Origin of the sequence: Parafannyhessea umbonata (genome assembly GCF_012844235.1) — a bacterium.
Classification (GTDB): domain Bacteria; phylum Actinomycetota; class Coriobacteriia; order Coriobacteriales; family Atopobiaceae; genus Parafannyhessea.
This window is the reverse complement of the sequence record NZ_JABAGR010000005.1, coordinates 108,462-123,403: the sequence shown is the minus strand read 5'-3', so window position 1 is coordinate 123,403 and position 14,942 is coordinate 108,462. Positions and strand designations below refer to the sequence as shown.

The 14,942-nt window shown below is 68.4% G+C and carries 14 protein-coding genes; 2 read left to right on the top strand and 12 right to left on the bottom strand.

Annotated elements, in window-relative coordinates:
* The first annotated feature begins 9 nt into the window (after window positions 1–9).
* The gene (locus HF885_RS06260; protein WP_170104093.1) at window positions 10–1,254 is read left to right on the top strand and encodes a sensor histidine kinase; all 1,245 of its coding nucleotides are present in this window, start codon (window positions 10–12) and stop codon (window positions 1,252–1,254) included.
* A 150-nt stretch (window positions 1,255–1,404) separates the two neighbouring features.
* On the top strand, window positions 1,405–2,682 hold the full coding sequence (dinB, locus tag HF885_RS06255) for a DNA polymerase IV (RefSeq protein ID WP_170104091.1): 1,278 nt from the start codon (window positions 1,405–1,407) through the stop codon (window positions 2,680–2,682).
* On the opposite strand, the gene rsfS is transcribed toward dinB, so the two are convergent.
* From rsfS to mrdA, 12 genes are all read right to left on the bottom strand, one after another.
* A complete protein-coding gene (gene rsfS, locus HF885_RS06250) occupies window positions 2,679–3,056 on the bottom strand; it encodes a ribosome silencing factor (protein WP_170104089.1) in 378 nt (125 codons plus the stop codon). The genes dinB and rsfS overlap by 4 nt on opposite strands.
* Window positions 3,057–3,061: 5 nt before the next feature.
* The gene (gene yqeK / locus HF885_RS06245; protein WP_170104087.1) at window positions 3,062–3,706 is read right to left on the bottom strand and encodes a bis(5'-nucleosyl)-tetraphosphatase (symmetrical) YqeK; all 645 of its coding nucleotides are present in this window, start codon (window positions 3,704–3,706) and stop codon (window positions 3,062–3,064) included.
* 4 nt (window positions 3,707–3,710) lie between these two features.
* Window positions 3,711–4,445, bottom strand: a complete 735-nt coding sequence (nadD, locus tag HF885_RS06240; protein ID WP_170104085.1) for a nicotinate-nucleotide adenylyltransferase — start codon at window positions 4,443–4,445, stop codon at window positions 3,711–3,713.
* Between the two features lie 9 nt (window positions 4,446–4,454).
* On the bottom strand, window positions 4,455–5,579 hold the full coding sequence (proB, locus tag HF885_RS06235; RefSeq protein ID WP_170104083.1) for a glutamate 5-kinase: 1,125 nt from the start codon (window positions 5,577–5,579) through the stop codon (window positions 4,455–4,457).
* A 2-nt stretch (window positions 5,580–5,581) separates the two neighbouring features.
* The gene (gene obgE, locus HF885_RS06230) at window positions 5,582–7,027 is read right to left on the bottom strand and encodes a GTPase ObgE (RefSeq protein WP_170104081.1); all 1,446 of its coding nucleotides are present in this window, start codon (window positions 7,025–7,027) and stop codon (window positions 5,582–5,584) included.
* 135 nt (window positions 7,028–7,162) lie between these two features.
* Window positions 7,163–7,411 carry a 50S ribosomal protein L27 gene (gene rpmA / locus HF885_RS06225; RefSeq protein WP_090846519.1) on the bottom strand — a complete coding sequence of 83 codons (249 nt, stop codon included), beginning with the start codon at window positions 7,409–7,411 and terminating at the stop codon, window positions 7,163–7,165.
* Window positions 7,412–7,458: 47 nt separating this feature from the next.
* The gene (gene rplU, locus HF885_RS06220) at window positions 7,459–7,812 is read right to left on the bottom strand and encodes a 50S ribosomal protein L21 (protein WP_170104080.1); all 354 of its coding nucleotides are present in this window, start codon (window positions 7,810–7,812) and stop codon (window positions 7,459–7,461) included.
* Window positions 7,813–7,933: 121 nt separating this feature from the next.
* Window positions 7,934–8,668 carry a TIGR03936 family radical SAM-associated protein gene (locus tag HF885_RS06215; RefSeq protein ID WP_170104079.1) on the bottom strand — a complete coding sequence of 245 codons (735 nt, stop codon included), beginning with the start codon at window positions 8,666–8,668 and terminating at the stop codon, window positions 7,934–7,936.
* The gene (locus tag HF885_RS06210) at window positions 8,655–10,541 is read right to left on the bottom strand and encodes a TIGR03960 family B12-binding radical SAM protein (protein WP_170104078.1); all 1,887 of its coding nucleotides are present in this window, start codon (window positions 10,539–10,541) and stop codon (window positions 8,655–8,657) included. The genes HF885_RS06215 and HF885_RS06210 overlap by 14 nt, the downstream gene beginning before the upstream one ends.
* Complete coding sequence (locus tag HF885_RS06205; RefSeq protein ID WP_170104077.1) at window positions 10,531–11,613, bottom strand: hypothetical protein; 1,083 nt, start codon at window positions 11,611–11,613, stop codon at window positions 10,531–10,533. Before HF885_RS06205 ends, HF885_RS06210 begins: the two co-directional genes overlap by 11 nt.
* Before the next feature lie 36 nt (window positions 11,614–11,649).
* Window positions 11,650–12,810, bottom strand: coding sequence for an FtsW/RodA/SpoVE family cell cycle protein (locus HF885_RS06200; protein ID WP_170104174.1), 1,161 nt, complete (start codon window positions 12,808–12,810; stop codon window positions 11,650–11,652).
* A gap of 93 nt (window positions 12,811–12,903) precedes the next feature.
* Window positions 12,904–14,937: a penicillin-binding protein 2 gene (gene mrdA, locus HF885_RS06195; protein WP_170104076.1), complete on the bottom strand. Its 2,034-nt coding sequence runs from the start codon at window positions 14,935–14,937 to the stop codon at window positions 12,904–12,906.
* Window positions 14,938–14,942 lie beyond the last annotated feature (5 nt).

Here is a 14,942-nt window from a genome sequence, read left to right as displayed (position 1 = left end):
CGGTGCGCCATGCTCAAGAAGCTCAAGAGGAAGTTCGTCGCCATCGTCACGACGCTCGCGGGGCTCGTCCTCGCGAGCGTCCTTGGGATGTCGCTCTACTCCACCTACGTCAACCAGCAGGACCTCATCGCGGGCGCCCTCAATCGTAACCTCGAGGGATCAACCGAGGCCGTACCCGTCATCGGCACCACGCGAAAGGACGCTCCCGGCACTAGGCACAACTCCAACATGCTCGCCCTCACCGTCGAGATATCGCAGAGCGGCGTCGTCCTCGAGTCGAGCGACGACAACGTGAGCATTAACGGCCCCGTGCTCGAGAAGGTGGTGGAGCAGGCGCTCGAGGCACAGGCGAACCATGGAAGGCTCCCCGAGTACCACGTGTCGTGGAAGTCCGCCACCACGAGCTCCGGCACGACCCGCATCGCCATCGTGGACACGACCGCCGTGGACGACACGTTCCACAACGCCATCGTGCGCAACGTCGAGATCGTCGCCGTGGGCATCCTCGTGCTGTTCGGCATCTCGTGGAAGCTCGCGGACTGGGCGCTCGGGCCCGTCAGGCGCGCGTGGGACCAGCAGCGTCGCTTCGTTTCGGACGCGTCGCACGAGCTGAAGACGCCGCTTGCCGTCATCCTTGCGAACACGCAGATCCTCCAGCGCGACGAGGACCTCCCCGCGGACAGCAGGCGCTGGGTGGACAGCACGGCCGAGGAGGCCGGCCACATGAAGACGCTCGTGAACGACCTGCTGCAGCTCGCCCGCGCCGACGAGAGCGTCGCCGGCACCGCGGGCATCCTGAAGCGCGCCGACGTCGACCTCTCGGACATCGTGAGCTCCGCGGCCCTCGAGTTCGACGCCGTCGCCTTCGAGCGCGGCACGTCCGTGGAGGATTCCGTCGCGGAGGACGTGCACGTGCAGGGCGACGCGGACTGGCTGCGCCACATGGTCCGCATCCTTATCGACAACGCCGTGAAGTACGCCGCCGTCGGCACCACCGTCAAGGTGACGCTCGAGCGCCGGGGCAAGGGGTGCCGCCTGACGGTGAACAACCAGGGTCCCGCGATCCCCGCTGAGGACCTGCCGCACGTGTTCGAGCGGTTCTACCGCTCCGACAAGGCACGCACGCGCGACGACGGCGCCGGCGGCTTCGGCCTGGGCCTCGCGATCGCGAAGTCCACCGTCGACGCGCACGGCGGCTCCATCCAGTGCACGAGCGACGAGAAGGACGGGACCACGTTCACGGTGACCCTCTAGCGAGCACCGCCGTCCCTCTCGCCCGCGCGCACCACGGCCCGGCTACCTCCCCTCTTAGGCGATGGCCGGGCCGTGGCCTATAATCTGCGGAAAGGTGTTCTGCGACGGGCATCGCCGTGCGGGGACGCGGCGCAGCAGGAGGGAGGCACTGTGGCGGCATCCATCACAGAGTGGTCGGGGCCTGCCATAGGCCTGCTCGACCTCGACGCGTTCTTCGCGTCCGTGGAGCAGCTCGACCACCCGGAGTGGCGCGGCAAGCCGCTCATCGTGGGAGGCTCGCCGGAGCGTCGCGGCGTCGTCTCGACCGCGTCGTACGAGGCGAGGCGCTTTGGCGTGCACTCCGCCATGCCCTCGTACCAGGCGAGGCGGCTGTGCCCCGAGGCCATCTGGACGCAGGGCCACTACGACCGCTACCGCCAGGTGTCCGCGCAGGTGATGCAGGCGATCCTGGACGAGACGCCGCTCGTGGAGCAGGTGTCGATCGACGAGGCGTTCTTCGACGTGACGCCCGGGCGCTTCTCGCGCGAGAGCCCCATCGCCATCTGCCGGCGCGTCCAGGGCCGCGTAGCCGAGCTGGGCGTCACCTGCTCCATAGGCCTCGGCACCAGCAAGACCGTCGCGAAGATCGCGTCCGAGCGCCAGAAGCCGCGCGGCATGACCGTCGTGCTCCCCGGAACGGAGGGTGCGTTCCTGGCGCCGCTGCCCGTCTCCGCCATGAGCGGCGTCGGCAGGGCGACGGAGGCGCGGCTGCGCCAGATGGGCATCGCCACGCTGGGGCAGCTCGCGCGGCAGGACCCGGAGCGCATGCGACGCGCGTTCGGCGTCGCGGGGCCCAGCCTGGTGACGCGCGCGGCGGGACGCGAGGTGTCGCGCGTGCGCGAGCGCGCCAAGCCGGAGGCCGCGAAGTCCGTGTCGAACGAGCGCACGTTCGCGCGCGACCTCACGACGCGCGAGGACGTGGCCGCCGCCGTGCGCATGGTGAGCCAGATGGTGGGCACGCGCCTGAGGTCGAAGGGGCTGCGCGGCCACCAGGTGACGCTGAAGCTGAAGTTCTCGTACGACAAGACGCGCACCGCGCAGCGCCAGCTCGATGCCCCCACGGACGACGAGCACGTCTTTGGCGCGCAGGCGCTGCGCCTGCTTGACGACGTCTGGCGCGAGGGCACGCCCGTCCGCCTGGTGGGCGTGGGCGTGAGCGGCTTTGGCCCCGGGGCGCCCCGCCAGCGGCAGCTCGAGCTCTTCTCGCCCGACGCGGGCGAGAAGGACGAGGCCACGGCACCGGGAAGGCACCGTGACCTCAGGGCGCTCTCCGTCGCGGCGGATGAGGTGCGCTCGCGCTTTGGGAAGGGGTCGCTCAGCCTTGGGTCCGAGCTCAGGCTGAGGGAGTCCGCCTCCGACACGGCCCCCATGAACAAGGACGACGACTAGGCGTTCGCGGGCGCCTCTCCCTCCAGGCCCAGCTTCACGCGCGGGGCGTCGCCCCACAGGTGCTCCAGGCGGTAGTAGTCGCGGGCCTCCGGCTTGAACACGTGCACCACGAGCGCGCCGTAGTCCATGAGCACCCAGGACGAGCCGCCGCGGCCCTCCGTGGACACGGGCTTCTCGCCGCACTCGGCGGCCAGGCGTCTCTTGACCTCCTCGGTCACCGCGTCCAGCTGGGGGTTGTTCTGGACCGTGCAGATGAGGAAGTAATCGCACACGTCCGTCGCGTGCGTCAGGTCCAGAAGCACGATGTCGGTGGCCTTCTTGTCGTCCGCGGCGGTCGCGGCCGCCTTCGCAAGCTCGAGCGATGTAACCGTCATGTTGCCTACCTTCCGGCCGGGGCGTTCGACCCGGCCCCCGCCCTCATGAGGGCGAGCTCGTTGTATATGTCAAGCGTACCCGGATACAGGTAGCGCCTGGTCTCCACCACGTACTCGATCCCTGCGCAGAACGAGTTCCAGAACACGTCGTCCAGGGAGGCCCTGCCCACCATATCGCGCGTCTGCTGGATGCCTTTGCTCCCCGTGCGCAGGGGCTCGATGCCGTCCGCCACGAACACCACCTCGTCCAGGGGCGTCATGTCAACGGCGGCCGTCGTGTGGCGCGCGATCGCCTGGAACACCTCCGGCGCAAGCTCCGGGTAGAGCCCCGGCAGCTCGCGCGCGGCCACGACGCCGTGGAGCAGCGGCCTCACCAGGTCGAGGTCGACCCCGAAGTCGATGCCCAGCTCGCGCGCACGCCGCACGAGCTCGTCGTCCGGCACCACCTTGTCCCAGTCGTGCAGGATGCCGGCGACGCGCGCGTCAAACGGGTCCACGTCGTAGCGCAGCGCCAGGGACTCCGCGCAGCGTGCGACGGAGAGCGAGTGCGCAAGGCGACGCGGCTTGACCGCGCTCATGCGGTCCGTCAGGTCCGACTCGAGCCTGCCGATCAAGGCAAGCTGGTCCTTTGTGTATTCCGCCCTTCTCATCTGGCTACTCACGACCTTCCGTTGGCTTGGAGCCATAGCCAAGCTGGCTCGCGCCGTACAGCTGGTGCTTGTGTATGTACCCCGTCACGGCGTCCGGAGTCAGGTACCTGAGGCTCTGGCCGTTGCGCACGCGCTCGCGCAGGTAGCTGGATGATATCGCCAGCGCCGGCACCTCGAGGTACGTCACGTCGAAGCGTATGTCCGAGTCCTCAATCGCCCGCTGCGCGTGCGTGAGGTCGTAGCCGGGCCGCGTGGCGCCCACAAGGTGCGCGAGCCGGCTCAGGCGGTCCGCGTCGCGCCAGCGCACGATGTCCGCGATGGCGTCGGCGCCGGTGATGAAGTAGATCTCCACGTTCTCCGGATAGATGGCGCGCAGGCGCTCAAGCGTGTCGGCCGTGTACGTGATGCCCGGGCGGTCCACCTCGAACCGGCTCGCCAGGAAGTGCGGGTTGTCCGCCGTCGCAAGCAGCGTCATCGCATAGCGGTCCTCGCCCGCGGACACCTGCTTGTCCTGCTTGAACGCGGGGCGCCCGGCCGGCATGAACACGACGGTGTCCAGCCTCAGGTCGTCGAACGCCTGCTCGGCCGCGACCAGGTGGCCGTTGTGGATGGGGTCGAACGTGCCGCCCATCACGCCAAGCCGGTACGTGCGACCCGGCTCCTGCCCCAGCATGGGCAGGTCGCCGCGCCTCACGACGTCCGCCGCCACGCGCTCTATCTCGTCGATGCTCAGTCCCATTGGCACCCCCTAGAACACCAGGAGCTCGTCGCGGTGTATGACGGGCTGGCCGTCCTTCTCGGGCATGAAGCGCGCGATCACGTCGAGCCGGAGCCCGTGCACGCGCCCGATGTCCTCGGACGAGTAGCGTGTGATGCCGCGCCCCAGGAGCGCGCCGTCCGCGGAGACCACGTTCACGACGTCGCCGGACGAGAAGCGCCCCTCCGCGCCCGTGACGCCCACGGGAAGCACGGACGCGCCGCGCTCCAGGATAGCCCGACTCGCTCCCGCGTCCAGGACGACGGACCCACGCGGCATCTCGGCGAGGCCTATCCAGAGCTTGCGGGCGCTCTCGTGCTGGACCCCCGCCGGCGCCTCGAACCTGGTGCCAAGCCCCTCTCCCTCGACGACGCGCCTGAACGAGTCGTGCTCGCGTCCGCGGCACACAACCATGGGCACGCCGGCCGCAATCATCGCGCGCGCCGCACGCACCTTCGAAGCCATGCCGCCCGTTCCGATGGCGGAGCCCGCCCCGCCGGCCATCGCGGATATCTGTGGCGTCACCTCCTCGACGCGCGGCACGAGGCGCGCCGTGGGGTCCTTCGCGGGGTTCGCGGTGTACAGCCCGTCGATGTCCGATAGGATCACGTACAGGTCCGCGTTCAGCATCGCCGCGACTATGGCGCCGAGCATGTCGTTGTCGCCGAAGTTGAACTCCGTGAACGACACGGTGTCGTTCTCGTTCACCACGGGGACGGCCCCCAGCTCCAGCATCCTGCCGAGCGTGTTCCGGGCGTTCAGGTAGCCCTCGCGGTCCGTCAGGTCCCTACGGGTCAGGAGCACCTGGCCGCACGGCACGCCGCGCCGCGCAAGCTGCTCCGCGTACACCTCCGTGAGCGCCGCCTGTCCTGCCGCGGCGCACGCCTGGCGACCGGGCATGTCGGTCGGCCGCGCGTCCAGGCCCAGCCTCTCCATGCCGGCCGCGACGGCGCCCGAGGACACGATCACTACGTGGTAGCCCCGCTTCTGCAGGTCTGCCGCCTGGTCGCACAGCGACCCTATGAACATGCGGTCCGGGCGTCCGAGCTCGTCCACCAGCGTGGACGAGCCCACCTTCACGACGACGACGTTGGGGGCCTCGAAGATGCTCTCCATTCCTACTCCCCCGCCTGCACTTCCACGACCTCGACCTCGGGCGCGCCCCCGTCCTCGAGCCCGGCGAGCATCGAGTCGTCCGCGTCGTCCAGCTCGTCGAAGTCGTCCTCGTCCTCCGGGCTCTCGTACGTGAAGCTGTAGCCCAGGATCCTGACCTCGTCCCCGTTTCTGCAGCCGGCCGCGGCTAGCTTGTCGTCCAGGCCGATCCTGTCGAACCTGTGCTGCAGGTAGGCGATGGCCTCGTCGTTGTCCCAGTCCGTCTGGATGACCATGCGCTCCACGGCTCCGCCGGAAACGCGCCAGATTCCGGCGGACTCGCTCTTGATGGAGACCATGACGTCCCTGCGGCGGCGCAGCAGCTCCGCGCCCTGGTTCAGCGCGACGCTGGACTCCGCGTCCTCCTCCGTCTCGACGGCGCTCCTCAGGGCCCTCACCTCGGCGGCGGTCCTGGACACCAGCTCGTCCATGCCCTTGCCCGTCACGGCGGACACCGAGAAGAACGGGCGGCCGTCCCTCTCGGCCTCCTCGCGCAGGCGCCTGACGGCGTCCTCCACGCCGGGCATGTCGCACTTGTTCGCGACCACGATCTGCGGGCGCTCCGCGAGCTCCGCGGCGTACGCGTCCAGCTCGTGGTTGATGGCACGGTAGTCCTCGACGGGGTCGCGGCCCTCGTAGCCGCCCGTCACGTCCACGACGTGCAGGATGAGCGCCGTGCGCTCTATGTGGCGCAGGAACTGGTGCCCAAGGCCCTTGCCCTCGCTTGCGCCCTCGATGAGTCCGGGGACGTCCGCGACGACGAACGACGAGCCGTCCTTCGCACGCACCATGCCGAGGTTCGGCACAAGGGTCGTGAACGGGTAGTCGGCAATCTTCGGGCGCGCTGCGGATATCCGCGCGATGATGGAGCTCTTGCCAACGGACGGCATGCCCACGAGCGCCGCGTCCGCCATGAGCTTCATCTCGAGCTCGATCCAGTGCTCCTGGGAGGGCTCGCCCTTCTCGGCGAACGCCGGCGCGCGGCGCACGGAAGTGACGAAGTGGATGTTTCCGCGGCCTCCCACGCCGCCAGGCGCCACCACGGCCCTCTGCCCCACCTTCGTGAGGTCCGCGATGTCGTAGAGCGGCTCCATGGTCTGGGGGTCGAGCTCGTGCACCACGGTGCCCAGCGGCACCTTCAGGACGAGGTCCTGCCCGTCCTTGCCGTGCTTGCGCGCGCCCTTGCCGTGGGTTCCCCTCTCGGCGCGGAAGTGGTGCTTGAAGCGGTAGTCGATGAGCGACGAGAGCTGCGGGTCGGTCTCGAGCACCACGTCGCCGCCGCGTCCGCCGTCGCCGCCGTCGGGCCCGCCCTTCGGCACGTGCGCCTCGCGCCGGAACGACATGCATCCCGCGCCGCCGTCCCCGCCCTTCACGTTGATGCGGCATACGTCGGTGAATGTGTTGGTTGGCATTCTCTACCTCCTTGGCTGTGTCAAATGGTAAGGCATCCTGACCCGACATTCGACGTGGTCTCGCACATGTCCGCCAAGATAGAAAAACACCCCGGACCAGGGGCCCAGGGTGTCATTCGCATTGTTGTGCCGCAACTAGGCGGTGCGGACGTGCACGTAGTGCTTCTTGCCCTTAACGAACTCGACGGTGCCGTCTGCGAGGGCGAACAGGGTGTCGTCCTTGCCGCGGCCGACGTTGTCGCCCGGGGTAATGTGCGTGCCACGCTGGCGAACGATGATCTGGCCGGTCTTCACGGCCTGGCCGCCAAAGATCTTGGTGCCGAGGCGCTGTGCGTTGGAGTCGCGACCGTTACGGGAAGTACCCTGGCCTTTCTTGTGAGCCATTCTGTTACCTGCTCTCTACGTAGCTTGGAGACTTGAAACTATGAAGACTACTCTGCGGCCTCCTCGGTAGAGGCAGACTTTGCGGCAGTCCTGGTGGTCGGCATAGAGGTGACCTGGAGCTTCGTCAGGTTCTGACGGTGACCCTTGGTGCGGTGATAGCGCTTGCGCTTCTTGAGCTTGAAGACGAGGACCTTCTCGCCCTTGTACTGGTCGAGCACCTCGCAGGTGACCTTCTTCTTTGCGAGCGTGGCAGCGTCAACGACGGTCTTCTTGCCATCATTAAGCATGAGGACGTCAAGCTTGACCTTGTCGCCAGGCTGCGCGTCGAGCTTCTCGACATCGAAGATGTCGCCCTTGGCAACCTTATACTGCTTGCCACCAGTGGTAACGATTGCGTACATGTGTTAACCCTTCATTACTGGTTCTAGTGCAACAGCTGAACATCTTACTAGCGATGACCTGCAGAGTCAACGGGGAAACGTCGTTCACACGCAGAACACGCCTAGCACAGAATACCTGCGTTCAGGCGCCCTCGCCGTCGGTTGGGAGCGGCTCCACGAGATTGCCATCTTCGCCCTCGTGCCACTGCCCCACGCGGCACACGGAAAGCGTCGGGCGCCCCGCCTCCGCGACGTCCGCCGCAAGGCGCTCAGTCGCGAACGCCGCGTCCAGCAGCACCTGCGGTCGCAGCGCCCCGTCGTTCGAGGAGCGCGTGGCGAGAAGGACGCGGAGCCCCTCCTCGCACGGCGCCACGTCCCACGACACCAGCGCGCGACCGAGGTCGATGGACTTGGGCTTCTCGCCCCTCATGTAGTGGAGCTCGCCTATCTCCCTCAGGTCCGCGAGCGCCGCTGCGAGCGCGTCCGCCGAGCGCAGGCCGCGCACCGTCACGTCCCAGTCCGCGCGGTTCACCCACGCCTCGAGCGCGGGGAGCCGGCGCGACACGTACGCCGCAGCGTCCGGCGCGAGCCCGCGCGGCGTTGCGTCCCGCAGCATCCGGAGCGCGCGGGCGGGCTCAAGGCGCTCCGTCACCATGAGGTCGTAGTACTCCCCCAAAGACGACGCGCCCACGGGCAGCGCCTGCGAGAACTGGAGCCTGATGCGCCGCGCGAAGCCGTTGCCCACGGCAAACGGCACGCCGGATCGCCTGATGGAGCGGTTGATGGTGCCAAGCACCTCGAGGTGGCCCAGGTAGGCCAGGCGCCCGTCCTTGCGATACCTCACGCGCAGCCGCGACTGGTTGCTAGTGTCTGCCATGCCTGTCCCCCACGATCGCGTTCTCCACACCGAGCTTCGGGCACACGCCGCAGCCCACGCAGCTCTCCCTCGTGCAGCCCGGCGTCGTCACGCCCTGCGCCGCGCGGCGGTACTCGCGCCTCAGGAACCCCTGCGACACGGCCGGCGACGTGTGCTCCCACGGCAGGCGCGCGTCGAGCGGCGTGTCCGCGGCGGCGATCGCCTCCAGGTCCATGCCCACCTCGGCGGCCGCGTCCGTCCAGCGCTCGAACGAGAACTGGTCCGTCCACGCGTCGAAGCGGCAGCCGTGCCGCCACGCCGCGAGGATGAGGTCGAAGCCGCGGCGCCCCACCTTCGAGAGCACGGCCTCGATCAGCGACACCTCCGCGTCGTGGTACGAGATCTTGATGGCGTGGTCCGGGCAGGTGCCCAGCAGCAGCTGCTGCCGGCGGCGCACCTCCTCGAGGTCCAGCTGCCCGCACCACTGGAACGGCGTGTACGCCTTCGGCACGAACACCGCGACGGAGATGGACACGCTCACGCCGCTCTTCGGACCCCTGCCGACGACGCTGCGGCCGATCTCGAGCACGCGGTCGGCGGTCTGGTTGATCGCCACGATGTCGTCGTCCGTCTCGGTCGGCAGGCCCATCATGAAGTACAGCTTCATGCGGCGCCATCCGTTGCGGAACGCGTTCTCGGCCGCGGTGTCTATGTCCTTCTCGGTCACGTTCTTGTTGATGACGTCGCGCAGGCGCTGGCTGCCGGCCTCGGGCGCGAACGTGAGCCCGCCGCGCTTGGAGCCGCCCACCTCCGCCGCCATCTCGACGCCAAACGAGTCCAGGCGCTGCGACGGGATGGACACGCGCACGCCCGTGCCGCGGACGTCCTCATTCAGGGCGTGCAGGATCTGCGCGCACTGCGAGTGGTCCGTCGTGGAGAGCGACGTGAGCGACACCTCGTCGTGCCCGGTGAGCGCAAGGCCCTCGCGCGCCGCGGCCACCACCTGCTCCGCCGGGCGCTCGCGCACCGGGCGGTACGTCATGCCCGCCTGGCAGAAACGGCAGCCACGCGCGCAGCCGCGCAGCACCTCGACGGCAAGGCGGTCCTGCACCACGTCCATGTACGGCACGATCCTCTGCGGCACGGGCTCCGTGGACGAGAAGCCCTGCAGGCTTCGCTTGTACACCACCGCGGGCGCGCCCGTCTTGGGCTTCGGGACGGCATAGCCCCACTGCGTAGACGTCTCGTCCACGACCACGTCGTACAGGCTCGGCACGTACACGCCCTGGACGCGCGAGAGCGCGAGCAGGATGTCGCGCCTGGAAAGGTCCCTTGCGCGCGCGTCGCGCACGCACGAGCAGATTTCTACCATGGCCTCCTCGCCGTCGCCCAGCAGCACCGCGTCGAACATGGGCGAGACCGGCTCGCAGTTCCACACGGACGGCCCGCCCGCCACGACGATGGGATCGTCCTGCGCGCGCTCTTCCGCGCGGATGGGGATGCGCGAGAGGTCGAGCGCCTCCACGATGTTCGTGCACGCCATCTCGTGCGCGAGCGTGAAGCCCACGACGTCGAACGACGCTATGGGAGAAGAGCTCTCCAGCGCAAGCAGCGGCACTTCCTTTGCGCGCATGAGGTCGGCCATGTCCACCCACGGCAGGTAGCCGCGCTCGCACGACATGCCCTCCACGCGGTTGATCGCCGTGTACAGGATGGAGAGGCCCATGTTGGGAAGGCCGACCTCGTACACGTCCGGGTACATGAGCACCACGTGGAACGGGCCGTCCTGCTCCTCGATGGCGCCCCACTCGTGGTCGAGGTAGCGGGAGGGCTTTGCCACCTGCCCAAGAAGCGGCTCCAGCCGCGGGTACAGGTCTTCTCGCCTAAGCCTCATCGCATCCCCCAGATATCACCACGTAGTCGTCGTCGCGGCCGCGCTCGCGGCCCGTCGCCTCGCACGGCGCCGGCAGCGTGCGGCGCGCGCCTTCCGCACGTGCGGGGGCCTCTTCCTGTCGCTGCCCGCTGGCCGCGCCAGTTCGCTCGCCCACGGCCTTCGCGGCGCGGCTCGCCACCCGCGCCGCCGCCTCCACGATCGGCCCCACGGCCGATCCCGCCACGAGGTCTCCCACGTCCGGCAGCACGGGCGGGTCGTTGCGCAGGCGCGCGGCCGCGCCCGTCGCCACGGTTCCGGCAAAGCCCACGGCAGCCTTTACGGCCCACTGCGGCACGGGCACGACCTGCGTCGCGCGGCGCGCCACCTCGCGCCACGCGAGCCCCGCCGCTATGACGGCCGCGACGTCCGCCGAGCTCGCGACGGACACGGGGTGCCCGCACGCGGCCGCCACGTCCAGCGCCAGCTTCGCCTGGCGCACCGTCATTATGGGGAGGTCGGCGCTCGGCAGCACCTGCACGGCGCCGACCGCCGCGTTCTGAAGCGCGCTCGTCCTCACGAGCTCGCGCACCTTCTGGTCGCGGCAGAACGGGAAGCTCGCGGCGAAGGCGATGCCCTTCTCGCCCGCGGCGTCAACCAGCCAGTCGGCGAGGTTGGCGCGCACGGCGTCCGCGCCCGACGCGGGCACGGCGCTCACCAGGGCCGCGACCTCCTCCGGAAGGTCGTTCGCGCCCAGGTCCAGCACGGAGTCCACCACCAGGCCCACGGGCACGCCGCAGCGGGCGAGGCCCTCCGCCATGCGCTCCGCGGCCGCGACGTGCGCGCCCGCCACCACCACGGCCGCGTCCCAGCCCGGTGCCGGCGGCTCTGACGCTGCGAGCGACTCCACGCGCACCGTCGCCGTGGCCTGCCGCGGCATGAACGCGTCCTTCACCGCAAGCACCACGTCCCTCGCGGCGCTCGTGTCCACCACCACAAGGACGCCGAGCGGCGTCGACCTGTCCTTCTCGCTCCTCTGGCCGGCACGCAGGATGTCTGCGATGTCGCCAAGCGAAACTTTGCTCTTCTTGGGCATAACCTCACCTCGCGGGCGTCGTTTACGAACGCGGCGCTACGCCGCCTTCGGCTTGTGGTGCCAGACGGACTGCACCATTCCCACCGCCGCTATCTGCACGGACATCGAGGATGAGCCGTAGCTCACGAACGGCAGCGGGATGCCGGTGATGGGCATGATGCCTATGCACATGCCCACGTTCTGCAGAAGCTGGAACGACCACATCGTAGCGCACCCCACGAGCACGAGCTTCCCAAACGGGGACTCGATCCTCATCGCGAGGAGAATGGTCGAGAATATGAGCGCCGCGAACAGCATCAGCAGCACCACGGAGCCCACGAAGCCAAACTCCTCGGCGAGAAGCGCGAAGACGAAGTCCGTGTGCGCCTCGGGAAGGAAGCCGCCACCAGCCTGCGTCGCCTTGCCGATGCCCTTGCCGAACATGCCGCCGGAGCCGACGGCGATCTTCGCCTGCTGGAGGTTGTAGCCGTTGCCCGAGGGGTCCACGGAGGGGTCCGCGAACACGATGAGTCGGTTGAGCTGGTACTGCTTCAGCGGGTGAGGCACGCCTGGGGTCATCGACATCACGACGACGAGGGTCGCGAGCGCCACGATGCCGGCGATGGTCACGATGACCCACGACCGCTTGGCGCCGGCGCAGATGATGATGGCGGCGCCGGTCACAAGGATGATGAGGCCCGTGCCCAGGTCGGGCTGCGTCAGGATGAGCAGGAACGGCACGCACAGGATGCCGCAGAGCTTGAGGTAGTCCCTCAGGGTGTCGACCTTGCCGTTGTACTGGGCGCCCAGCGCGGCCATGAGGTAGATGGTCACGAGCTTCGCGAGCTCCGACGGCTGGTACGTCATGCCGATGATCGGGATCCTGATCCAGCCCGTCATGCCGAGCGCCGTGTAGCTGAGCCCCGGCACCTTCGGCAGGAACATGAGGATCACGATCGTCACGAGCATCGCCGTCGTCATGTTCGCGAGCGCGCGGTAGTCGTAGCGCCAGATGAGCACCGCCATGACCAAGCCGATCGCAATGCCCACGAGGTGCCTTGAGAACCTCGCGTCCGCGATGGAGAGCGACGCGGACCAGATGACGACGGCGCCGTACACCACCAGAAGGATTGCGGGAATGAGCTGCGGAACGTAGACGGAGCCGCGGGCGATGGTTCGCCCGGCGGACGGCCGTGGCGCGATCCCGCGGCGGTTCATGATGTGAGAGTAGAACGCCGAGAAGGAGCCGAGGCCCTTCTCGTTCACCTTCGCCCCCTCGGCGGAGTTCTTCTGGGCCATGTCGCCCCCTCCCTACTGCACGCCGGAGCTGTCCACCGACGTCGCGGTGTCCGGCTGGTTGTAGATCTGTCCCAGTATGTCCCTCACCACGTACATGGCGCCCTCGGAGCCGTAGCCGCCGTACTCGATGACGGACGCCACGACGTACTTCGGGTCCTCGTACGGCGCGTACGCTATGAACCAGCCCGTCGGCTGCGACTTCGAGGTCTGGGCAGATCCCGTCTTGCCGGCGACGGTGACGGAGAGGTTCGTGAAATGCTCCGTCTGCGCCTCGGACTCCTCGTAGATCACGCCCTTCAGGCCGCGGTGGATGTCGTCCATGTACGCCTGCTTCTCGGTCACCTTGCGCTCGACCTCGGGCTTGTACTTCACCACGGACCCGTCGCCGATGGGGCTCTTCACGTACCTCAGCACGTGCGGGCGGTATATCGTGCCGTCCAGCGCGATGCCGGCGTACGCGCACAGCATCTGCAGTGGCGTCACCAGCAGGTCGCCCTGGCCGATGACGAGGTTCGTCGTGTCGCCGCCCTGCCACGTGCGCGCGTCCTCGGACGAGGACGAGAAGTACTTCCACTTCCACTCGGGGGTCGGCACGCGGCCCGCGGACTCGCTCGGCAGGTCGATGCCCGTCTTCTTGCCAAGTCCCCAGCGCTTGTACGTCTTCTGTAGCCCCTCGGGCTCCTTAGAGTAGAAGAACCCCTTGCCTATCTCGTAGAACACGACGTCGCACGAGTACGTGATGCCGCTCTGGATGTTCACCGTGCCGTGGCCGCTGTGCTTCCAGCAGTACTGCCCGAAGCCCTTTCCGAAGCCCGTCCAGTAGCCTGAGCAGTAGTACGTCGAGCTGGTCGTCGCGATACCGTAGTTCAGCGCCGCGAACGCGGAGAGTGGCTTGATGGTGGACGCGGAGGGGTACTGGCCCGCGATGGCGCGGTTCATGAGCGGGTAGTGGCTCTCGTCGGACGAGAGGCTCTTCCAGTCCTCGCTCGAGATGCCGCCGACGAACACGTTCGGCGAGTACGTGGGCGCAGACGCCATGGCGAGGATCTCGCCGTTCGTCACGTCCATCGCGATGGCGCAGCCGGCGTGGCAGTCCGTCCTGCCCATCTCGCGCAGCTTCTGGATGCGCTTCGCAAGCGACTCCTCCGCCGCGCGCTGGATGTTAGCGTCGAGCGTCAGCACGATGTCCGAGCCGCTCCTCGGCTGCACGGAGCTCGAGTAGCTCAGGACGTTGCCGGAGGCGTCCACGTACACCTTCTGCTCGCCCTTCACGCCCTGGAGCACGTTCTCGTACTCGTACTCCACGCCCGCCTGGCCCACGACGTCGCCGGACGCGTAAGAGATCTTGGCGTCATCGTCCTGCGTGCCGGACTTCTTGAGCTGCTCGGAGCTCACGGTGCCCGTGTAGCCCAGCACGTGCGCCGCGAGGCTCCCCTGCGGGTAGTGGCGCTGGGTCCTCTCCTCCACGCTGATGCCCTTGAACACGTACTGGTGCTCATCGATGAACGCGACGACGCGCCGCGACACGTCCACGGCGATCGGCCTGAGGCTCTGGGCCCCTCCCGTCGCGTCCTCGATCTTGCGCTTGACGGCCATCTCGGGCATGCCGATGAGGTTGCCCACGAGCTTCATCTCTATCGGGTCGTCCACCACGTCGCTCTTCGCGACGACGGTGAGGCTCGCCCTGTTGTTCACGAGCTCGACGCCGTTCCTGTCCAGGATGCGGCCGCGCGCGGCGGACGTCGATATGGTCCTCGACCTGTTCGACTCCGCCTGCTCGCTGTACTCGCTCGAGGACACCAGCTGCATCGTCCAGAGCTTCGCCAGGAGCACCGCGATGATCGAGCCGGAGAATACGCCAAGTCCGAAGAGCCTCGACTTGAAGCCGCCCTCCGTGGACATGTCAGACCCGCCGGACGCCCTGGGCGCCCCGCCGCCGATGTCGAACTTGAAGCGCGTCTCGCCCCTCCCAAACAGGAAGAACGCGACGAGAAGCGCTATCAGCACCAGCGCGAGAACGATGATTATGATGACGATAGGACTCAAATCGC